General features: G+C 67.8%; 23 protein-coding genes and 1 rRNA gene. 23 read left to right on the plus strand and 1 reads right to left on the minus strand.

All coding sequences use genetic code 11. From position 1 onward, the window contains the following. Positions 1–6 precede the first annotated feature (6 nt). The 4 genes from hisB to EPO52_RS05625 all read left to right on the plus strand — a co-directional run bounded on the left by hisB (position 7) and on the right by EPO52_RS05625 (position 2,842). Complete coding sequence (gene hisB / locus EPO52_RS05610) at positions 7–612, plus strand: imidazoleglycerol-phosphate dehydratase HisB (protein WP_290803171.1); 606 nt, start codon at positions 7–9, stop codon at positions 610–612. Beyond that, positions 609–1,244, plus strand: coding sequence for an imidazole glycerol phosphate synthase subunit HisH (hisH, locus tag EPO52_RS05615; RefSeq protein ID WP_290803174.1), 636 nt, complete (start codon positions 609–611; stop codon positions 1,242–1,244). The genes hisB and hisH overlap by 4 nt, the downstream gene beginning before the upstream one ends. Positions 1,245–1,335: 91 nt before the next feature. Continuing rightward, a complete protein-coding gene (gene priA / locus EPO52_RS05620) occupies positions 1,336–2,082 on the plus strand; it encodes a bifunctional 1-(5-phosphoribosyl)-5-((5-phosphoribosylamino)methylideneamino)imidazole-4-carboxamide isomerase/phosphoribosylanthranilate isomerase PriA (RefSeq protein WP_290803176.1) in 747 nt (248 codons plus the stop codon). Next, entirely contained in the window at positions 2,075–2,842 is a 768-nt protein-coding gene (locus EPO52_RS05625) for an SseB family protein (RefSeq protein WP_290803243.1), read from the plus strand. The genes priA and EPO52_RS05625 overlap by 8 nt, the downstream gene beginning before the upstream one ends. Before the next feature lie 22 nt (positions 2,843–2,864). Here the strand turns inward: EPO52_RS05625 and EPO52_RS05630 are convergent, their stop codons facing one another. Beyond that, positions 2,865–3,203: a DUF1844 domain-containing protein gene (locus tag EPO52_RS05630; RefSeq protein ID WP_290803179.1), complete on the minus strand. Its 339-nt coding sequence runs from the start codon at positions 3,201–3,203 to the stop codon at positions 2,865–2,867. Positions 3,204–3,482: 279 nt separating this feature from the next. Between EPO52_RS05630 and infC the strand changes: the two genes are divergently transcribed. The 19 genes from infC to EPO52_RS05725 all read left to right on the plus strand — a co-directional run. Further along, a complete protein-coding gene (gene infC, locus EPO52_RS05635; protein WP_290803247.1) occupies positions 3,483–4,118 on the plus strand; it encodes a translation initiation factor IF-3 in 636 nt (211 codons plus the stop codon). Between the two features lie 55 nt (positions 4,119–4,173). Next, positions 4,174–4,368, plus strand: coding sequence for a 50S ribosomal protein L35 (gene rpmI / locus EPO52_RS05640; RefSeq protein ID WP_259524713.1), 195 nt, complete (start codon positions 4,174–4,176; stop codon positions 4,366–4,368). Positions 4,369–4,410: 42 nt separating this feature from the next. Then, positions 4,411–4,797: a 50S ribosomal protein L20 gene (gene rplT / locus EPO52_RS05645; RefSeq protein WP_290803188.1), complete on the plus strand. Its 387-nt coding sequence runs from the start codon at positions 4,411–4,413 to the stop codon at positions 4,795–4,797. 57 nt (positions 4,798–4,854) lie between these two features. Beyond that, on the plus strand, positions 4,855–5,655 hold the full coding sequence (locus EPO52_RS05650; protein ID WP_290803192.1) for an RNA methyltransferase: 801 nt from the start codon (positions 4,855–4,857) through the stop codon (positions 5,653–5,655). 105 nt (positions 5,656–5,760) lie between these two features. Next, the gene (locus EPO52_RS05655; RefSeq protein ID WP_290803197.1) at positions 5,761–6,540 is read left to right on the plus strand and encodes an amino acid ABC transporter ATP-binding protein; all 780 of its coding nucleotides are present in this window, start codon (positions 5,761–5,763) and stop codon (positions 6,538–6,540) included. A gap of 77 nt (positions 6,541–6,617) precedes the next feature. Next, a complete protein-coding gene (locus EPO52_RS05660) occupies positions 6,618–7,481 on the plus strand; it encodes a glutamate ABC transporter substrate-binding protein (RefSeq protein WP_290803200.1) in 864 nt (287 codons plus the stop codon). A 79-nt stretch (positions 7,482–7,560) separates the two neighbouring features. After that, on the plus strand, positions 7,561–8,208 hold the full coding sequence (locus EPO52_RS05665) for an amino acid ABC transporter permease (protein ID WP_290803205.1): 648 nt from the start codon (positions 7,561–7,563) through the stop codon (positions 8,206–8,208). After that, the gene (locus tag EPO52_RS05670; protein ID WP_290803208.1) at positions 8,205–9,056 is read left to right on the plus strand and encodes an amino acid ABC transporter permease; all 852 of its coding nucleotides are present in this window, start codon (positions 8,205–8,207) and stop codon (positions 9,054–9,056) included. Before EPO52_RS05665 ends, EPO52_RS05670 begins: the two co-directional genes overlap by 4 nt. Positions 9,057–9,108: 52 nt before the next feature. Beyond that, positions 9,109–10,149: a phenylalanine--tRNA ligase subunit alpha gene (pheS, locus tag EPO52_RS05675; protein WP_290803211.1), complete on the plus strand. Its 1,041-nt coding sequence runs from the start codon at positions 9,109–9,111 to the stop codon at positions 10,147–10,149. A gap of 2 nt (positions 10,150–10,151) precedes the next feature. Beyond that, complete coding sequence (gene pheT / locus EPO52_RS05680) at positions 10,152–12,683, plus strand: phenylalanine--tRNA ligase subunit beta (protein ID WP_290803212.1); 2,532 nt, start codon at positions 10,152–10,154, stop codon at positions 12,681–12,683. 105 nt (positions 12,684–12,788) lie between these two features. Beyond that, positions 12,789–13,841, plus strand: coding sequence for an N-acetyl-gamma-glutamyl-phosphate reductase (gene argC, locus EPO52_RS05685; RefSeq protein WP_290803215.1), 1,053 nt, complete (start codon positions 12,789–12,791; stop codon positions 13,839–13,841). Beyond that, positions 13,838–14,998, plus strand: coding sequence for a bifunctional glutamate N-acetyltransferase/amino-acid acetyltransferase ArgJ (gene argJ, locus EPO52_RS05690; RefSeq protein ID WP_290803218.1), 1,161 nt, complete (start codon positions 13,838–13,840; stop codon positions 14,996–14,998). The genes argC and argJ overlap by 4 nt, the downstream gene beginning before the upstream one ends. Beyond that, positions 14,998–15,915 carry an acetylglutamate kinase gene (gene argB / locus EPO52_RS05695; RefSeq protein ID WP_290803221.1) on the plus strand — a complete coding sequence of 306 codons (918 nt, stop codon included), beginning with the start codon at positions 14,998–15,000 and terminating at the stop codon, positions 15,913–15,915. Before argJ ends, argB begins: the two co-directional genes overlap by 1 nt. Before the next feature lie 43 nt (positions 15,916–15,958). Next, a complete protein-coding gene (locus EPO52_RS05700; RefSeq protein WP_290803223.1) occupies positions 15,959–17,155 on the plus strand; it encodes an acetylornithine transaminase in 1,197 nt (398 codons plus the stop codon). Positions 17,156–17,183: 28 nt separating this feature from the next. Further along, entirely contained in the window at positions 17,184–18,143 is a 960-nt protein-coding gene (gene argF, locus EPO52_RS05705; protein WP_290803224.1) for an ornithine carbamoyltransferase, read from the plus strand. After that, positions 18,143–19,609, plus strand: coding sequence for an argininosuccinate lyase (argH, locus tag EPO52_RS05710; protein WP_290803226.1), 1,467 nt, complete (start codon positions 18,143–18,145; stop codon positions 19,607–19,609). Before argF ends, argH begins: the two co-directional genes overlap by 1 nt. After that, a complete protein-coding gene (locus EPO52_RS05715) occupies positions 19,606–19,773 on the plus strand; it encodes a hypothetical protein (protein WP_290803229.1) in 168 nt (55 codons plus the stop codon). Before argH ends, EPO52_RS05715 begins: the two co-directional genes overlap by 4 nt. A 5-nt stretch (positions 19,774–19,778) precedes the next feature. Next, positions 19,779–20,372: a DNA-3-methyladenine glycosylase gene (locus EPO52_RS05720; protein ID WP_290803231.1), complete on the plus strand. Its 594-nt coding sequence runs from the start codon at positions 19,779–19,781 to the stop codon at positions 20,370–20,372. Between the two features lie 510 nt (positions 20,373–20,882). Further along, a 16S ribosomal RNA gene (locus EPO52_RS05725) occupies positions 20,883–21,261 on the plus strand; the annotation flags it as partial.

Raw genomic sequence — 21,261 nt, forward strand, 5'->3', positions numbered from 1 at the left:
GCTGACATGACCGCACACCGCACCGCCCGACTGCAGCGGGAGACCAGCGAGTCGTCGATCGAGCTGTCGCTCGACCTCGACGGCACGGGCGTCTCCGACATCCAGACCTCGGTGCCGTTCTACGACCACCTGCTCACCGCCTTTGCGAAGCACTCGCTCACCGATCTCACCGTGCGCGCCAAGGGCGACATCGAGATCGATGTGCACCACACCGTCGAAGACATCGGGATCGTCCTCGGTCTGGCCATCCGTGAAGCGCTCGGTGACAAGGCAGGCATCTCCCGTTTCGGCGACGCCCTCGTGCCGCTCGACGAGGCGCTCGTGCAGGCCGTCGTCGACATCTCGGGCCGCCCCTACCTCGTGCACTCCGGCGAGCCCGAGGGCTACGAGTTCCACCTCATCGGCGGCCACTTCACCGGCTCCATGGTGCGCCACGTGTTCGAGGCCATCACCTTCAACGCGGGGCTCACCGTGCACGTCACCGTGCTCGGTGGCCGTGACCCGCACCACATCGCCGAGGCCGAGTTCAAGGCCTTCGCGCGCGCATTCCGTCAGGCCAAGGCCCTCGATCCGCTCGTCTCCGGCATTCCCTCCACCAAGGGTGCGCTGTGACCCGACCCTCGGTCGTGGTGCTCGACTACGGCAGTGGCAACATCCACTCGGCCGCGAAGGCGCTCGAGCGCGCCGGGGCCGATGTGCAGGTCACCGCGAACCGCGCGGCCGTCATGGAGGCCGACGGTCTCCTGGTGCCCGGGGTCGGTGCGTTCCAGGCCGTGATGGATCAGCTCGAGGCCGTGCGCGGGGGAGAGCTGATCGGCCGTCGTCTCGCCGGGGGTCGCCCGGTGCTCGGTATCTGCGTCGGCATGCAGGTGCTCTTCACCGACGGCATCGAGCGCGGCGTCGACTCCCAGGGTCTCGGCGAATGGCCGGGAACGGTCGAGCTGCTCGAAGCGGATGTCGTGCCCCACATGGGCTGGAACACCATCGACGCCCCCGAGAACTCGGTGCTCTTCGACGGAATCCGCGACGAGCGCTTCTACTTCGTGCACTCCTACGCCGCGCAGAAGTGGGAGCTCACCGACGAGGTCACCCGTCGTCCGCCCCTGGTCACCTGGGCGGAGCACGGATCCCGGTTCGTGGCGGCCGTCGAGAACGGTCCACTGTCGGCCACCCAGTTCCACCCCGAGAAGTCCGGCGACGCCGGCATCCGGCTGCTCTCGAACTGGCTCGGCACCCTGACTTGAGCTCGTTTCGACGTGGGCGACGCGAGTCGCTACGATCGCGGGGGGCCGTGGCACGCGCGGTACCCGAGACACCATCTACCGAGGGCACGCAATGAGTGAGTTCAACAAAGCACCGGGTCTTGTTCTGCTGCCCGCCGTCGATGTCGCAGGCGGCAAGGCCGTGCGCCTGACGCAGGGCGAAGCGGGCACCGAGACCTACCACGGCGACCCGGTCGACGCCGCCGCCGACTGGATCGCCCAGGGCGCGGAGTGGATCCACCTCGTCGATCTCGATGCCGCTTTCGGCCGGGGCAGCAACCTCGGGGTGATCAAGAAGGTCATCCGTCAGGCGAAAGGCGTGAACGTCGAGGTCTCGGGTGGCATCCGCGACGACGAGAGCCTCGAGACGGCGCTCGAGTCGGGCGCGAAGCGTATCAACCTCGGCACCGCGGCGCTCGAGAACCCCGAGTGGGCGGCGAACGTCATCGCGCAGTACGGCGACGCCATCGCGGTCGGCCTCGACGTGCGCGGCACCACCCTCGCCGCTCGCGGCTGGACGAAGGACGGCGGCGACATCTGGCAGGTCATGGACCGCCTCGAAGAGGCCGGCTGCGCCCGCTACGTCGTCACCGACGTCACCAAAGACGGCACGCTGAAGGGCCCGAACGTCGATCTGCTCCGCCAGGTGATGGAGCGCACCTCACGGCCGGTCATCGCCTCGGGCGGCATCTCCAGCCTCGACGACATCGCCGAGCTGCGTAGCCTCGTGCCGCTCGGCCTCGAGGGCGCCATCGTAGGACGTGCGCTCTACGCCGGCGCGTTCACGCTCGCCGAAGCACTGGACGTGGCAGCTGACTGAGCACGATCCGCACCTCACCGATTCGGCCGGCCAGCCCTGGAAGGGCCGGCACTTCGAGTCGCACGGCAGCGAGTCCGACGACGGTAGCGCTCCGGAGCGTCTGCTCGCCGCACTGACGGGTTTCCGCGCGGGAACGTCTACGAGCGTCGACGTCCTCGAGGCCCTCCGCGACGCGCGCCTGCTGGTTCCTCTCGTCGCCCACGCGGGCGAGGAGGGCCTGACGGATGCGGGCCTCCGCGTCGACAAGACCCAGGAACTCTCTCTCGTCACGGTCGAGGGTCCGGATGGCCGCACCGTGCTGCCCGCCTTCACCTCGGTGGAGGCGCTTACGGCCTGGAACCCGCGCGCGCGGCCCATCCCCGTGGCCGCGCGACGTGCCGCTCTCGCGGCCGCTGCGGAGTCGACAGAATTGATCGTGCTCGACCCGGGTTCGGTGACCGAGTTCGTGCTGCGCCGGCCCCTGGTGTGGGCGCTGGCTCAGGATGCGGCGTGGCAGCCGCCGCACGAGAGCGCCGAGGTGCTCGATGCCTTCGAGCTGTCGATCGCGAGCGAACCGGCGGTGGCGGGCATCCGTCTCGTGGCAGGCGACCCGGAGTCGCGCCAGCGAGGCCCGGAGCTCCTCGTGGTTCTCGCGCTCGTGCCCGGCCTCGATCAGGCCGCACTCGCCGATCTCGTGGCGCGACTGCAGACGACCTGGTCGTCGCATCCGGTGATCACCGAGCGCGTCGATTCGCTGGGCGTTCGCCTCACGGCCGTCTGAGCGGGCGCCGGCGCCGGCCGGTTCAGCTCACCGGGCCGGTGAACTTCTCGCCCGGGCCTTCGCCGATCGGGTCCTGCACGGCCGAAGCCTCGCGGAAGGCCAGCTGGAGCGAGCGCAGCCCGTCGCGCAGACTCCGCGCGTGCTGGTCGCCGAGGAACGGGGCGGAGGCGGTGACGAGCCCCGCGAGCGCCGTGATGAGCTTGCGCGCCTCGTCGAGATCCGTCTCCACCGACGGATCGTCGGAGAGTCCGCACTTGACGGCGGCGGCGCTCATGAGGTGCACCGCGGTGGTCGTGATGACCTCGATCGCGGGCACTTCTGCGATGTCGCGGATCGCATCCGATTCGTAGTTGTCGCTCATCGCGAGAGTTCCTTACTGATTTCGCCAAGTCTCTGATAGACTCTGTGCGGCTCTGAGACCATTGGCCTCAGCTCGAAAGTGGAGAATCTCCCACCCGCGCAAACCGCTTCATCAGGTTACCGGGTCGATTGCACTCCCTGCGTTTATGGTTCGGCCTTCGGCCGACACAGATGCGCAGAGTAAGGGTGCGGTTTGAATATGTGTGTAGTGCGGGTGACTGCAATGCGCACGCGGGATTCCTATGCTTTCGTGACAACGAACGAAACTAAGGAGTAACGCATCAGCGATCCCCGTACCAACGACCGTATTCGAGTCCCCGAGGTGCGCCTCGTGGGGCCGGGCGGCGAGCAGGTCGGCGTCGTCAGCATCGACGTCGCCCTTCGGCTTGCCCAGGAGGCTGACCTCGACCTCGTCGAGGTCGCACCCAACTCCAAGCCCCCGGTCGCGAAGATCATGGACTACGGAAAGTTCAAGTACGAAGCCGCGCAGAAGGCGAAGGAAGCCCGTCGCAACCAGGCGAACACCATCCTCAAAGAGGTGCGTTTCCGTCTGAAGATCGACGTGCACGACTACGAGACCAAGCGCAAGCGCGCCGAGGGATTCCTCAAGGCGGGCGACAAGGTGAAGGCCATGATCCTGTTCCGAGGCCGCGAGCAGTCGCGCCCCGACCAGGGTGTGCGCCTCCTTCAGCGCTTCGCCGAAGACGTGGCCGAGTTCGGCACCGTCGAATCCACCCCCACCATCGATGGCCGCAACATGGTCATGGTCATCGGCCCGTTGAAGAACAAGGCAGAAGCCAAGGCCGAGCAGAACGCCAAGCGCGATGCCTCGAAGGCCCGGGCGCACGAGACCGCGCCCACCACCCCCGAAGACTCCGACCAGGCACCGGCTCAGCCGGCCGCCTCGGCCGAGTAGTAAGCCCCGCCGGCCGTCCCGGCCGCGACAAGCCAGAACACACAAGGAGAACCCCATGCCGAAGATGAAGACGCACTCCGGTGCCAAGAAGCGATTCAAGGTCACCGGTACCGGCAAGCTCATGAAGCAGCAGGCCGGTATGCGCCACAACCTGGAGGTCAAGGCCCCGGGGCGCAAGGCTCGCCTGAACAAAGACCAGACGCTGTCCAAGGCCGACACCAAGGTCGCCAAGAAGCTTCTCGGCCTGTAGTCCTCGACTGCGCCGACCAGACACCAGAAGGAATAAAGAACAATGGCAAGAGTAAAGAGGGCTGTCAACGCCCACAAGAAGCGTCGCGTCATCCTCGAACGCGCCGAGGGCTACCGCGGTCAGCGTTCGCGCCTGTACCGCAAGGCCAAGGAGCAGGTCACCCACTCCCTCGTCTACTCGTACCGTGACCGCCGTGCGCGCAAGGGCGACTTCCGCCGCCTGTGGATCCAGCGCATCAACGCTGCGTCGCGCGCGAACGGCCTCACCTACAACCGCCTCATCCAGGGTCTCGGCCTCGCCGGCATCGAGGTCGACCGCCGCATCCTGGCCGAACTCGCCGTGAACGAGCCCGCCACCTTCGCGGCCCTCGTCCAGAGCGCGAAGTCGGCCCTTCCGGCCGACACCTCCGCGCCCAAGGCTGCAGCGTAGGCACTACGCCGATCGCGATAGGCCACGACACACAACTGAATAGATAGAGTGAGCCACATGCTGGACAATCCGAGATCACCTCGCGTTCGGGCAGTGGCGAAACTCGCCAAGAAGGGAGCCCGGTCTGAGACCGGGCTCTTCCTCTTGGAGGGGCCGCAGGCCGTCTCCGAGGCGCTGACCTTCGCCCCTCACCTGGTGGTCGACCTGTTCGCCACTCCCACGGCCCTCGAGCGCTACGGCGACATCGCCGCGGCCGCCGAGAAGGCCGAGCTCGAGGTGGAGTTCGTCACCGAGCAGGTGCTCGACACCATGGCCGACACGGTCACGCCCCAGGGCTTCGTGGCCGTCGCACGGCAGTTCCCCACCGCCGTGAAAGACATCTTCGCCGCGAAACCGCGACTCATCGCGGTGCTCGAAGAGGTGCGCGACCCCGGCAACGCGGGCACCATCATCCGGGCCGCGGATGCGGCGGGAGCGGATGCGGTCATCCTCACCGGTCGCTCGGTCGACCTCTACAACCCCAAGGTGGTGCGCTCCACCACCGGGTCGCTGTTCCACCTCCCGGTGGCCGTCGAGGCCACCCTCCAAGACGTTCTCGACCGCGCCCGTGCTGAGGGCCTCCAGACCCTGGCCGCCGACATCAAGGGCGACGACCTGCTCGACGTGCGTACCGCCGGTCTCCTCGATGCGCCCACCGCGTGGGTCTTCGGCAACGAGGCGCGCGGCCTCCCCGACGAGTACCTCACCCTCGTCGATCGCGCCGTGTCGCTGCCGATCTACGGGCAGGCCGAGTCGCTCAACCTGGCCACGGCCGCATCCGTCTGTCTCTACGAGAGCGCGTTCGCCCACCGCTCCTGAGCGCCGCCTCCGCGCACTGCGCCCTGTTTCCGCCGGGTTTCGGTTCGGTCACGGATCCCTATGTTTCGTTGCTACCCCCCGAAGGGGTGTGCTTATGTGTACCCCATGAGTTTGCCCAGTACCCCCGTTCGAGGCACAGGGGGTGTAGCTGATCCGCTCGTCGTCATCGATCACATCGACAAGCACTTCGGCGAACTCCACGTTCTGAGAGACATCTCCACCACGGTGGCCCGAGGCGAGGTCGTGGTCGTCATCGGCCCGAGCGGATCGGGCAAGTCCACCCTCTGTCGTGCCATCAACCGCCTCGAGACCATCGACTCCGGTTCCATCTCGATCGATGGCATCCGTCTGCCGAGTGAGGGCCGCGAGCTCGCAGCCCTTCGCGCCGACGTCGGCATGGTCTTCCAGTCGTTCAACCTTTTCGCCCACAAGACCGTGCTGCAGAACGTCACGCTGGCCCCGATGGCGGTGCGCAAGGTGTCGAAGAAAGAGGCGGAGCGCCGCGGCATGGAGTTGCTCGACCGCGTGGGAGTGGCGAACCAGGCTGCGAAACTCCCGGCGCAGCTCTCCGGTGGCCAGCAGCAGCGCGTGGCGATCGCCCGTTCGCTCGCCATGGACCCGAAGCTCATCCTGCTCGACGAGCCCACCAGCGCGCTCGACCCCGAGATGATCAACGAGGTGCTCGACGTCATGGTCTCCCTTGCCAAAGACGGCATGACCATGATCGTGGTCACCCACGAGATGGGGTTCGCGCGCAAGGCCGCCGACCGCGTGGTCTTCATGGCCGACGGGCGCATCGAGGAGCAGGCGACTCCGGAGGAGTTCTTCTCCAACCCCCAGTCACCGAGAGCGAAAGACTTCCTCTCCAAGATCCTCGCCCACTAGGCGTGGCTCGATCCATTCCTCACAAGGGGCCCGCCACAGCAGCTGAGCGGGAACAGCACACACGAGAGGTACGACCAATGAGGCACAAGAAGCTATCGTTTCTCGCACTTGCGGCGGCAACAGCCATCGCTCTGTCCGGATGCGCGGGCGATTCCGCCGGCGACACCGCGGTGACCCCGGTGGCGGAGCCCACCTTCGCCGCGGGCTCCACCATGGAGAAGCTGGCGAGCGCAGGTGAGATCACCATCGGCACCAAGTTCGACCAGCCCCTCTTCGGACTCGTCGGCCCCGACGGCACCCCCGAGGGCTTCGACGTCGAGATCGGCAAGATCATCGCCGCGAAGCTCGGCATCGCGGCCGAGAACATCAACTGGGTCGAGACCGTGTCGGCCAACCGTGAGCCCTTCATCCAGCAGGGTGAGGTCGATGTCGTCGTCGCCACCTACACGATCAACGACAAGCGCAAAGAGGTCATCTCGTTCGCCGGGCCCTACTACCAGGCCGGCCAGTCGATCCTGACCCTCTCCGACAACGACTCGATCTCGAGTGAAGACGACCTCGTGGGCCAGCCGGTCTGCTCGGTCACCGGTTCAACGCCGGCCGCCAACCTCGAAGCGCTCGGCGCGAACGTCGTACTCACCGACACGTACACCAACTGCCTCGAGCCGCTGCGCACCGGCCAGGTCGTGGCCGTGTCGACCGACAACGTCATCCTCGCGGGCCTCGCGGCTCAGAACGAGGGCGAGTTCAAGGTCGTGGGGGAGCCGTTCACCCAGGAGCCCTATGGCATCGGTCTGGCGCTCGACGACACCGACTTCCGCATGTTCATCAACGACGTGCTCGAGGAGTCGTACGCGGATGGCACCTACGAGGCGGCGTGGGAGGCGACGGCCGGCCAGGTGCTGCCCTTCGTCGAACCGCCGGCGGTCGACCGCTACTGATCGACTGACGGTGAGGGGCATCCGGATGACGGGTGCCCCTCGCTCCTGACATCCGAACCGACACCAGAGAGGAGGCCTCGTGAACGTCGTCATCGACAACCTCCCGCTGTACCTCGAGGGCTTCGGGCAGACGCTCTCGCTGCTCGTCATCGCGGGGCTCGCCGCCCTCGTGGTCGGCACGATCGTGGCCGTGATGCGGGTCTCGCCCGTGCCCGCGCTCACCGGGTTCGCCGCCGTCTACACCGAGGTGTTGCGCAACACGCCGCTCACTCTCGTGCTCTTCTTCTGCGCCATCATCCTTCCCTATCTGGGGTCGGAGCTGCCCTACTTCTGGTGTGCGATCATCGCGCTGACCGCCTACACCTCGCCCTTCGTGGCCGAGGCGCTGCGCTCGGGCATCAACGGCGTGCCCGTCGGCCAGGCCGAGGCCGCCCGTAGCCTCGGTCTCGGGTTCGGGCAGACCGTGAGCATCGTCGTGTTCCCCCAGGCGTTCCGGATGGTCATCCCACCCCTCATCAACGTGCTGATCGCTCTCACCAAGAACACCTCGGTGGCGGGCGCCTTCTTCGTGGCCGAGCTCTTCGGCGTGGGCCGTACGCTCGCCAACGCCAACGGCAACGCGGTGGTGCCCGTGCTGCTGGCCGTGGCCACCTTCTACCTCCTCATCACCATCCCGCTCGGCATCCTGGCCGGGCGGCTCGAGAAGAAATTCGTGGTGCAGCGATGAGCGCCTCCGTTCTGTTCGACGCCCCCGGTCCCCGGGCCCGCCGGCGGTCGCGCATCGCCTCCGTGGTGGTGATCGTCGTGGTGCTCGCCGGCCTCGGCTGGGTGGTGTTCACGCTCGCCCAGCCCCGCGAATCCGGCGGCATCACCGTGCCCGGGTACTTCGACTGGAGCCGCTGGGAGAAGCCGGTCACCGATCCGGAGTTCTGGGGTGCGGTGGGCCGCGGCCTCCTCAACACGCTGCAGGCCGCGGCCATCGCTGCGGTGATGGCGCTCATCGTGGGGGTGTTGTTCGCCCTGCTGCGCACCTCACCACGGGCCGCGGTGCGGGTGCCCGTCACGATCGTGCTCGAGTTCGTGCGGGGCATGCCGGTTCTCCTGATGATGCTCTTCATCCTCCTCGTGGCCTCGACCGGTGCCTTCTGGGCCGTGGTGCTCGCGCTCGGCCTCTACAACGGGGCCATCATCGGCGAGGCGCTGCGCGCGGGAATCGCCTCGCTGCCACGCGGCCAGCGCGAAGCAGGATTGAGCCTGGGGCTCACCCGGCTGCAGACGAAGATGCGCATCGAGTTCCCCCAGGCCTTCCGGCAGATGCTGCCGATCATCGTGGCCCAGCTCGTGGTGTTGCTGAAAGACACCAGCCTCGGTTTCATCGTGGGGTACAACGAGCTCATCCGCACCACGATGAACAACCTGTCGAGCTTCTACGGCAACCGCTACCTGTTCACCCTCTTCTTCATCACGCTCGCCATCTACCTCACCGTGAACCTCACCCTGTCCTGGGTGGCCCGCCGGCTGGCCCGCCGCCGCAGTGGAGTTGTGCAGAACCCCGAGAACGACGCCGTCGAATAGTCATCCACAGGCCGCCGCGGGTGGTTCGGCGGAGAAGCTAAACTTGTGAACCGTGTCTGAACCCATCGCAATCACCGAGCAGGCGGTGAACGACGCGGTCGACGCGGCGCTCGCAGCCCTCGAGACCGCCACCGATTCCGCCACGTTGCGCGCCGTGCGCTCGCAGCACGCCGGCGAGAACTCGGTGCTCGCTTCGCTGAACGGGGCGATCAAGTCGCTCCCCGGCGACCAGAAGGCCGCCGCGGGCAAGCTCGTCGGTCAGGCCCGGGCCCGTGTGAACCAGGCCATCGCGGCCCGGGAGGCCGAGGTCGTGACGCTGGAGGAGCAGCAGAAGCTCGCGGCCGAGGCGATCGACGTGACGGCGGTGGCCACCCGGCGCCGTATCGGTGCGCGCCATCCGCTCTCCCTGCTCCAAGACCGCATCGCCGACATTTTCGTGGGCATGGGCTGGGAGGTGGCCGAAGGCCCCGAGGTCGAGAGCGAGTGGTTCAACTTCGACGCCCTCAACTTCGACGCCGACCACCCGGCGCGCGCCATGCAAGACACCTTCTTCATCGACCCGCCCGAATCGCACCTCGTGCTGCGCACCCACACCTCTCCCGTGCAGGTGCGCAGCCTGCTCGAGCGCGACCTGCCGGTCTATGTCATCGCACCAGGTCGCGTCTACCGCACCGACGAGCTCGACGCCACGCACACGCCCGTGTTCAGCCAGGTCGAGGGCATTGCCATCGACAAGGGCCTCACCATGGCGCATCTGCGCGGCACGCTCGAGCACTTCGCCCGGCAGATGTTCGGCGATGGGGCGAAGATCCGCTTGCGCCCCAACTACTTCCCCTTCACCGAGCCGAGTGCCGAGATGGATGTCTGGCAGCCCAACGCCAAGGGCGGCGCGCGCTGGGTGGAGTGGGGCGGCTGCGGCATGGTGAACCCCAACGTGCTCCGTTCCGCCGGCATCGACCCCGACGAGTACTCGGGCTTCGCGTTCGGCATGGGCATCGAGCGCACCCTCCAGTTCCGCAACGACCTGAACGACATGCGCGACATGGTCGAGGGCGATATCCGGTTCAGTCAGCAGTTCGGAATGGTGGTCTAGAGATGCGGGTTCCGATCAGCTGGCTCGGCGAGTACGTCGACGTCCCGGCAGATGCGTCGATCGACGACATCCACGCCGCCCTCGTCAAGGTGGGCCTCGAAGAGGAGGGGTCGCACGACTTCGACCTCCAAGGTCCCATCGTCGTCGGCGAGGTGCTCTCGTTCGAGCCCGAGCCGCAGTCGAACGGCAAGACCATCCGCTGGTGCCAGGTGCGTGTCGCGCCCGAGGGCCAGCAGGCGGCCGACGGGGGAGCGGATGTGCGCGGCATCGTCTGCGGCGCCGGCAACTTCTTCGTCGGCGACAAGGTGGTGGTCACGCTCCCGGGCGCCGTTCTGCCCGGCGGCTTCACCATCGCGGCCCGCAAGACCTATGGCCACGTCTCCGACGGCATGATCGCCTCGGCGCGCGAGCTGGGCCTCGGCGACGACCACGACGGCATCCTGCGTCTCACCACGCTCGGCCTCGACCCCGAGGTGGGCACGGATGCCCTGGCCCTGTTGAGCCTGGATGACGCGGCCGTCGAGGTCAACGTCACCCCCGATCGCGGCTATGCATTCTCCATCCGCGGCATCGCGCGCGAGTTCTCGCACTCCACGGGCGCGGCCTTCCATGACCCGGTGGCACGGGTCGTTCCCGTCACCGGCACCGGGTTCCCTGTCGAGATCCACGACGAGGCTCCCATCCGCGGCCGCGTCGGGGCCACGGTCTTCGTCACGCGTGTGGTGCGCGGCATCGACCCCACCCGGCCGTCGCCGGCCTGGCTGGTGTCGCGCCTCACGCTCGCGGGCATCCGCTCGATCTCGCTCGTGGTCGACATCACCAACTACGTGATGCTCGAATTCGGGCAGCCCATCCACGCGTACGACCTGGATGCCCTTCAGGGCGGTATCGTCGTTCGCCGTGCGGCCGAGGGGGAGACCCTCGAGACCCTCGATGGCAACACGCGCGCTCTGCACGCTGAAGATCTGGTGATCGCCGATGACCGCGGTGCCATCGGCCTGGCCGGCGTGATGGGCGGCGCGTCGACCGAGATCGGCGACGGCACGACGAACGTGCTCATCGAGGCCGCGAACTTCGACCCCGTGTCGATCGCGCGCACCGCCCGCCGGCACAAGCTGCCGAGCGAGGCCTCGCGCCGCTTCGAGCGCGGCGTCGACCCCCAGGTCGCGCAGCCCGCGGCGGCCCGCGTGGTCGAGCTGCTCGAGACCCTCGCCGGAGGCACGGCCGACGGGCTCGGCTCGCTGCACCACGAGCACCCCGAGCTCGGCTCGATCATGCTCCCGTTCGGGTACGTGCAGCGCCTCGTCGGGGTCGACTTCACCGCCGACGAGACCGCGGGAGCGCTGGCCGAGATCGGTGCGCAGGTCGAGGAGAACGCCGCCGGCTTCGTGGTCACGCCTCCGTCGTGGCGGCCCGACATCATCGACAAGGCCTCGCTCGCCGAGGAGGTGGCCCGCATCGTCGGGTACGACCGCATCCCGAGCATCCTGCCCGTCGCCCCTCCCGGGCGCGGCCTCACCGTGGGTCAGCTCACGCGCCGGCGCGCCGCCGACGTGCTCGCGGCCGGAGGGCTCGTCGAAGTGCTCGCCTACCCGTTCCTCACCGAGGCGCAGAATCAGATGTTCGGCAGTGCCGACGGTTCGGTCGTGCCCGCCGTCCGCGTCGCCAACCCGCTCGACTCCGAGGCGGCCCTGCTGCGCACCTCCCTGTTGCCCGGCCTCGTCGACATAGCCCGTCGCAACCTCTCGCGCGGTCTCACCGACCTGGCACTGTTCGAGATCGGCCTCGTCTTCCTTCCCGAAGGCGGTCGTCGGTACGGGCAAGACGTCCTGCCGTTGGGTGCAGCCCTGCCGAGCGACGACGAGCTCGGCGAGCTCCACGCGGGCATCCCGCCGCAGCCGCGCCACGTGGGCGTGCTGATGCTCGGCAACTCGGTCGACAAGCAGCCGGGCCAGCCCGCCGTGGCCGCCGGCATCGCCGACGCGCTCGACGCGGTGCGGCTGCTCGAGTCGGCGCTCGCCGTCGAACTGCGGATCGAGACGGGCTCGCACAGTGCCCTTCACCCGGGCCGCACCGCCGATCTCTTCATCGAGACACCGGATGGCGCGGTCAAGGTCGGTGTGGCCGGCGAACTGCTCCCGGCTCTGGCCCACGAGCTCGACCTGCCGCGCGTGGTCGCGGTGGCCGAGGTCGACCTCGACGCTCTCATCGCGGCCGCCGGCTCAACCATCGATGTGGCCCCCATCAGCGGCTACCCGGCCGCCACGCAGGACCTGTCGCTCGTGGTGGCCGACGGCGTACCGGCCGGCGACGTGGAGCGCACGGTGGTCGAGGGGGCGGGGGAGCTGCTCGAGAGCATCCGCCTCGTCGACGACTACCGCGGCCCCGGGCTCCCGGATGCGTCGAAGTCGCTCACCTTCGCACTTCGCTTCCGCGCGTCCGACCGCACCCTGACGGCGGCCGAGGCCAGCGAGGCCAAGCTCGCCGGCGCAGCACGCGCTGCAGAGCGGCATGGCGCCGCGATCCGCGAGTAGCACCAGCGTCACCGCGCGAATTGCGCCGAATGGCCGCCCGTGGATCGATCGGGCGGCCATTCGGCGCAATTCAGAGCGACAGTTCGGAACGAGTAGGTTGGATTCATGGTCTTTTCAGTCGCAGTAGCCGGAGCCAGCGGATACGCGGGCGGCGAGTTGCTGCGCCTGCTTGCGGCCCACCCCGAGCTGGAAGTGCGAACCGTCACCGCGCACTCGAACGCCGGCAATCTGCTGACGGATGCGCATCCGCACCTCCGCTCGTATGCCGGCTTGCGCCTGGAAGCCACCACGGCCGAGAACCTGAAAGGCCATGACGTGGTCTTCCTGGCTCTGCCGCACGGTCATTCGGGTGCACTTGCCGAGGAGCTCGGTGACGCGAGCCTCGTGGTCGACTGCGGGGCCGATCATCGGCTCACGAGCGGTGGCGCCTGGGAGCAGTTCTACAAGTCGGAGTATCACGGCTCCTGGCCCTACGGCCTGCCCGAGCTTGTTCTCGCATCGGGCGGGAAGCAGCGTGAGAACCTCGCCGGGGTGAACCGCATCGCGGTGCCCGGCTGCAACGTCACGGCGGTGAGCCTCGGGCTGGCCCCGGGCATCCGAGCAGGCGTCATCCAGCCCACCGACATCGTCGCCGTGTTGGCGGTCGGTCCTTCGGGAGCAGGCAAGTCGCTGCGCGTCGACCTGCTCGCCGCGGAGCTCCTCGGCTCGGCGCACGCCTACGGCGTCGGGGGAGTGCACCGGCACGTGCCCGAGATCGTGCAGAACCTCGGCGGCGCGTCGAACGACCAGGAGACGGTCACCGTCTCGTTCACGCCGGTCCTCGTGCCGATGGCCCGTGGCATCCTCGCTACCTCCACTGCGCGTCTGCAGCCGGGTGTGAGCGCGGCCGACGTGCGTTCGGCGTGGGAGCTCGCCTACGCCGACGAGCCGTTCGTGCACCTCCTGCCCGAGGGGCAGTTCCCGTCGGTGAGCGACACGATCGGTGCCAACACGGCTCTCATCGGTCTCGCGGTCGATGAGGCCGCCGAACGCGTGGTCACCGTCACCGCGCTCGACAACCTCGTCAAGGGCACGGCCGGTGCCGCGATCCAGTCCACGAACATCGCCCTCGGCCTGCCCGAGAGCACAGGCCTCCCTGTGAACGGAGTCGCCCCGTGAGCGTCACCCATCCTGCCGGCTTCGTCGCGTCGGGCGTCGTCGCCGGTCTGAAGTCCACCGGCGCGCGCGACCTCGCCCTCGTCGTGAATCAGGGCCCGAGCATCGCCGCCGCTGCCGTGTTCACGTCGAACCGCGCCAAGGCCAACCCCGTGCTCTGGTCGGAGCAGGCCGTGAAAGACGGCCGCATCGCCGCCGTCGTGCTCAACTCCGGGGGAGCGAACTGCTTCACGGGCTCCTTCGGCTTCCAGACCACGCACGCCACGGCCGAGGCTGTCGCTACGGCGCTGGAGGTCTCGGCATCCGACGTGCTCGTGTGCTCCACGGGTCTCATCGGTGTAGGAGACCAGACGTTCCGCGACGCCATCCTCGACAACGTGCCCGCTGCGGCCGCGGCCCTGAGCCCCGATGGTGGAGCGGATGCGGCCCAGGCCATCATGACCACCGACACCAAGCCGAAGCAGTCGGTGGCCGAGTCTGCGGCCGGCTGGTCGATCGGCGGCATGGCCAAGGGCGCCGGGATGCTGGCGCCGGGCCTCGCCACCATGCTCGTGGTCATCACCACCGACGCCGACCTCCCCGCCGATGTGCTCGACCGCGCCCTCCGCGCGGCCACCCGGGTCACGTTCGACCGGGTCGATTCCGACGGCTGCATGTCCACCAACGACACCGTCACCCTGCTCGCGTCCGGCGCCTCCGGGGTTGCGGCCGACGAGGGGGAGTTCACGGCCGCTCTCACCGACCTGTGCCGCGACCTCGCCATCCAATTGCAGAAGGATGCCGAGGGCGCGAGTCACGACATCTCCATCGAGGTCGTCAACGCCGCGAGCGAAGACGACGCCGTCGTCGTGGGCCGCGCCGTGTCGCGCAGCAACCTGCTGAAGGCGGCCATCTTCGGCAACGACCCGAACTGGGGCCGCGTGCTCGCCGCGCTCGGCACCACCGACGCCGTCTTCGACCCCTATGAGATCGATGTCTCGATGAACGGCGTCATGGTGTGCCGCCGGGGCGAACCGTTCGAGAGCCGCGACCTGGTCGACCTCGCACCGCGGGCCACCACCATCCTCATCGACCTGAAGTCGGGTGACGCCGAGGCCACGATCTACACGAACGACCTCACGCACGACTACGTGCACGAGAACAGCGCGTACGCCAGCTGATGCCCGAGTACTCCAGCCCCTCCGCCGACGACGCCGCGCTCGCGCACGTCAAGGCGAGCACCCTCATCGAGTCGCTGCCCTGGCTCAAACGCTTCCACGGGCAGATCATCGTGGTGAAGTTCGGGGGCAACGCCATGGTCGACCCCGACCTGCAGCGCACCTTCGCCGAAGACATCGTGTACCTCCGCTACGCCGGCCTGCGCCCTGTGGTGGTGCACGGCGGTGGCCCCCAGATCTCGAAGATGCTCGACCGGCTCGGCATCCAGAGCGAGTTCCGTGGCGGCTACCGTGTCACGAGCCCCGAGGCGATGGACGTGGTGCGCATGGTGCTCACCGGCCAGATCTCGCGCGACATCGTCAGTCACATCAACGAGCACGGGCCCTTGGCCGCCGCACTCTCCGGCGAAGACGCGGGCCTGTTCGAGGGGCGCAAACGCGGCGTCGAGATCGACGGCGAACTCGTCGACCTCGGCCTCGTCGGCGACGTCATCGGCGTGAACCCCGAAGGTGTCATGGCCCAGCTCGAGGCGGGCCGCATCCCGGTCATCTCCTCGATCGCGCCCGACGTCGACGAGCCCGGCCAGGTTCTCAACGTCAACGCGGATGCGGCCGCTGCCGCGCTCGCAGTGGCTCTCGGCGCGGCGAAGCTCGTCATCCTCACCGATGTCGCCGGCCTCTACAGCGACTGGCCGAACCGCGATTCGCTCGTCTCGGTCATCGGCAGCGACGAGCTGCGCGCGCTGCTCCCGTCGCTCGAGTCGGGCATGATCCCGAAGATGGCCGCGTGCCTCGAGGCGGTCGACAACGGCGTGGCGAAAGCGGCCATCATCGATGGCCGCGAGCCGCATTCCATCCTGCTCGAAGTCTTCACCCAGGGCGGTGTGGGCACGGAGGTCGCGCCCACCGACGCTCATTGACCCCGCATCACCGACCCGAGATCACGAACCGGAGGCAGTACACGTGGTAGGCGCTGAGACCGACACGCCCTGGAAGGGTCGCTTCGACTCGTCCCTGATGCGCACGATGGGCATGCCGTTGCGCTGCCTCGTGCGCGGCGAGGGCGCGTGGGTCTGGGATGACGAGGGCACGAAGTACCTCGACTTCCTCGCCGGCATCGCGGTGAACTCGCTCGGTCACGCGCATCCGGTGTTCGTGGAGGCCGTCTCGAAGCAGGCCGGAACGCTCGCGCACGTCTCCAACTACTTCTCCACGCCGCCGCAGCTCGAGCTCGCCGAACGGCTGAAGCGCATCACGGGAGCCGGCGACGCGGGCCGCGCGTACTTCTGCAACTCGGGCGCGGAGGCCAACGAAGCCGCCTTCAAGCTGGCCCGCCTCAACTCCACCGATCGGCGCACGACGATCGTGGCCCTCACGAACGCCTTCCACGGCCGCACGATGGGTGCTCTCGCGCTCACGGGCAAGCCCGCGATGCGCGAGCCGTTCGAGCCGATGCCGGGCGGGGTCGTGCACATCGACAGCACGATCGAAGCCCTCGAGGCCACGATCGACGACACCGTGGCCGCCGTCTTCATCGAGCCCATCAAGGGTGAGGCCGGCGTGGTCGACCTTCCGCCGGGCTTCCTCGTGCGAGCCCGTGAGCTCACGGCCGAGCACGGTGCGCTGCTCATCATCGACGAGATCCAGACAGGCGTCGGGCGCACGGGCGCCTGGTTCGCGTACATGAACGCGGGAATCGTTCCGGATGCCGTCACGATCGCCAAGGGCATGGCCGGCGGTTTCCCCATCGGCTCGCTCGTGACCTTCGGCTGGGCCTCCGATCTCTTCCAGCGCGGTCAGCACGGCAGCACCTTCGGTGGCAACCCACTTGCTACGGCGACGGCCAACGCGGTGCTCGACCACATCGAGACGGCCGGCCTCGTCGAGAACGCCGTGCTGCGCGGCGGCCAGATCCGGGCCGTACTCAGTGAGATCGACACGGATCTGATCGACGAGGTGCGCGGGCACGGCCTGCTCATCGGGGTGGGCCTCCGCGAGCCCGTCGCCGCCCAGCTGTCGGATGCCGCACTCGCCCACGGCCTCATCATCAATGCCGCGAACGACTCCAGCCTGCGTCTCGCGCCTCCGCTCATCATCGGCGACGAGGAGGTGCGCGAGTTCGGCAACCGCATCCGCGCGGCCTTCGCGACGCTATCCTGATTCTTTCGACACCAACCCGAGGCGAACCATGACCAGGCACTTCCTCCGCGACGACGACATCACTCCCGACGAGCAGGCGCAGATCCTCGACCTCGCGGTGCAGCTGAAGCGCGACCGATTCCAGGCCCGTCCGCTCGAGGGCCCGCAGACCGTCGCGGTGATCTTCGACAAGTCGTCAACCCGCACCCGGGTCTCCTTCGCGGTCGGCATCGCCGATCTCGGCGGCATCCCGCTCATCATCTCCACCGCTTCGAGCCAGCTCGGCGGCAAGGAGACGGCGTCCGACACCGCTCGCGTGCTCGAGCGGCAGGTGGCCGCGATCGTGTGGCGCACCTACGCGCAGTCGGGTCTCGAGGAGATGGCGGCCGGCACCCGGGTGCCCGTGGTGAACGCGCTCTCCGACGACTTCCACCCCTGCCAGCTGCTGGCCGACTTCCTCACCATCCGTGAGCACCGCGGAGAGCTGAAGGGCCTCACGGTCTCGTTCCTCGGCGACGGCGCGAGCAACATGGCACAGTCGTACCTGCTCGCCGGAGCCACGGCGGGCATGCACGTGCGCATCGCCAGTCCCGCTGAGTACTCGCCGTCGGCGGATGTCGTCGCGGATGCCGCGAAGCGCGCGGCCGAGACCGGGGGATCGGTGGTGGTGCTGAACGATCCGGCCGCCGCGGCCGATGGTGCCGATGTCATCGTCACCGACACCTGGGTGTCGATGGGCAAGGAAGACGAGAAGGCCGCCCGCATCGCCACGTTCGGCGGGTACCAAGTCGACACCGCGATGATGGCCCGGGCCAAAGACGATGCGCTCTTCCTGCACTGCCTCCCCGCCGACCGCGGCTTCGAGGTGGCGGCCGACGTGATCGACGGCCCCCAGAGCGTCATCTGGGACGAGGCGGAGAACCGCCTGCACGCTCAGAAGGCCCTGCTCGTCTGGCTCTTCGAGCAGAACGAGAAGGCCAAAGCCCCTGCTCGCAAGGCGGGCTTCTGATGAGCGTCCACGACTCCGCAGCAACCGACACCAACCGCGCGGCAGAGGCGGGTGCTCTCTGGGGCGGCCGCTTCTCCGGCGGCCCTGCGCCAGAACTCGCCGAGCTCTCGCGTTCCACGCACTTCGACTGGCAACTCGCCCAGTACGACATCGACGGATCCCGCGCCCACGCGAAGGCCCTGGCCCGCGCCGGCTACCTCACGGCCGTCGAGCTCGAAGGCATGCTCGACGCGCTCGACAAGCTCTCGGCCGCCGTCGACTCGGGGGAGTTCGCACCCCTCTCCACTGACGAAGACGTGCACTCCGCCCTCGAACGAGGCCTGATCGAGTTCTCCGGTGCCGAGCTCGGCGGCAAACTCCGAGCCGGGCGCAGCCGCAACGACCAGATCGCCACCCTGGTGCGTATGCTCCTGCGTGACCACGCGGCCACCCTCATCCGCATGCTCGTCGACCTCATCGACGCCACGGCCTCGCAGGCCGACACGAACTTCGACGCCATCCTGCCGGGCCGAACGCACCTGCAGCACGCCCAGCCCGTGCTGCTCGCCCACCAGCTGCTGGCGCACTGCTGGCCGCTCGTGCGCGACATCGAGCGTTTCCGCGACTGGGATGCGCGGGCGAACGCCTCGCCCTACGGCTCCGGAGCACTCGCAGGCAACACCCTCGGCCTCGACGCCGAACTGGTGGCCCACGACCTCGGCTTCGCCCATGGCGTCGAGAACTCGATCGACGGCACCGCCTCGCGCGATGTCGTCGCCGAGTTCGCGTACATCACCGCACAGATCGGCATCGACCTCTCCCGGTTCGCCGAGGAGATCATCATCTGGAACACCAGGGAGTTCGGTTTCGTCACCCTGAGTGACTCGTACTCCACGGGCTCGTCGATCATGCCGCAGAAGAAGAACCCCGACATCGCCGAGCTCGCGCGCGGCAAGTCGGGCCGCCTGATCGGAAACCTGACGGGCCTGCTGGCCACGCTCAAGGGCCTGCCGCTCGCCTACAACCGTGACCTGCAGGAAGACAAAGAGCCGGTCTTCGACTCCATCAAGACACTCGAGGTGCTGCTGCCGGCCTTCACCGGCATGGTGGCGACGCTCACCTTCCACACCGAGCGCATGGCCGAGCTCGCACCCCAGGGCTTCTCCCTGGCCACGGATGTCGCCGAGTGGCTCGTGAAGCAGCACGTCACCTTCCGCGACGCGCACGAGATCACGGGGTCGCTCGTGAAGTTCGCCGAAGATCACGATCTCGATCTCGACGGCCTGAGCGACGAGGAGTTCGCTGCGATCTCCCCGCACCTCACTCCCGCGGTGCGGGAGGTGCTCACCATCGAGGGGTCGGTGGCGAGCCGTGACGGCTCAGGCGGCACCGCAGGCGTGCGGGTACGCGAGCAACTCGTCGCGCTCACCGAACGTGTGCGCGCACTCGTCGCGCAGAAGCCCGCACTGACCGGAGACGACCAATGAGCGATCCCACGAAACCCGAGAAGCCCGAGCGCAGCCCCGACGACCCGGGATTCTGGCGCCGACCGTTGTCGAGCCGTGTGGTGTGGGGGCTCATCGCCCTCGCCGCGGTAGTGCTCGTCGTGGGCATCGTGGTGAGCATCTCGATGGGCATCAAGCTCTTCTGACCGCGGTGATCGACCTCTCCGCCTCGGCACTCGAGGTCGCGCCGCTCCTCCTCGGGGCTGTGCTCCGGCACGACTCCCCAGAGGGAGCCGTGGCAGTGCGCCTCACCGAGGTGGAGGCCTATCTGGGCGAGGGCATCGATCCGGGTTCGCACGCCTTCCGCGGGCGCACCCCTCGGGTGTCCTCGATGTACGGTGATCCGGGCCATCTCTACACCTACTTCACCTACGGAATGCACGTCTGCGCGAACGTGGTGTGCTCGCCGGCAGGGGAGGCCTCCGCCGTTCTTCTGCGCGCGGGAGACGTGGTCGAGGGGCACGACGTGGCCCGGATGCGGCGCCCCACCGCCAAGAGCGACCGGGATCTCGCGCGCGGCCCGGCCAACCTCGTGCGTGCCTTGGGAATCACCCTCGCCGACGACGGCGCACTTCTCTTCGCTCCGCCTTTCGGGTTCACCTTCCCGGATCAGCCGGAATCGGATGTCGCGGAGAGCCTTCGCACAGGGGTGAGCGGTGACGGCGGGCGGGCCCCGTTCGCCTGGCGCTTCTACCTCGAGAACGAGCCATCCGTATCGCCCTACAGGCCGCATCCGAAGCTCTGACGGCAGCGACACGCCCGGGCGTCACAGTGATTTGCAGGGCACGAAACATACACGTAATGTTCTAACTCGTCACCCCACAGGTGCGGCAAGCGGAAGAGCTAGCCGGCCTCAAGCGGGACATCAATCCACCGCCTTCTGGCTGAGCTTTCTCCTTGAGAGAACCTTACCGAGGGCGTACGATTGAAACCCCTTCCACACCGAGTCGCTCGGCATGTCGAATTGACAGGCCAGCAGCAAGTGGTAGGGTTGAGAAGTTGCCCGGAGAGTCGCCCTGAGGGGTGTGGCTGGTGCATCCGATCCTTGAGAACTCAACAGCGTGCACAATGTCAAATGCCAAAAACCCGTGCGATTTTCGGATCGTTCGGATTCCTTTTGGGAAACATTTATAACGAAACAAAGCAAGTCAGTAATGATTTGTTCTGTCAGTTTCAAACTCGTGTGGCTTGGACCTATTCCGGTCGGGTTGCACAAAGAAATGTGCCGTCGGTTTTGCTGGCGTGCAGATAAACATTTACGGAGAGTTTGATCCTGGCTCAGGACGAACGCTGGCGGCGTGCTTAACACATGCAAGTCGAACGATGAAGCTGGGGCTTGCTCTGGTGGATTAGTGGCGAACGGGTGAGTAACACGTGAGTAACCTGCCCTTGACTCTGGGATAAGCGTTGGAAACGACGTCTAATACCGGATACGAGCCTCCGCCGCATGGTGAGGGGTTGGAAAGATTTTTTGGTCAAGGATGGACTCGCGGCCTATCAGCTTGTTGGTGAGGTAATGGCTCACCAAGGCGACGACGGGTAGCCGGCCTGAGAGGGTGACCGGCCACACTGGGACTGAGACACGGCCCAGACTCCTACGGGAGGCAGCAGTGGGGAATATTGCACAATGGGCG

It is taken from the genome of Herbiconiux sp. (assembly GCF_004297105.1).
Lineage (GTDB): Bacteria > Actinomycetota > Actinomycetes > Actinomycetales > Microbacteriaceae > Herbiconiux.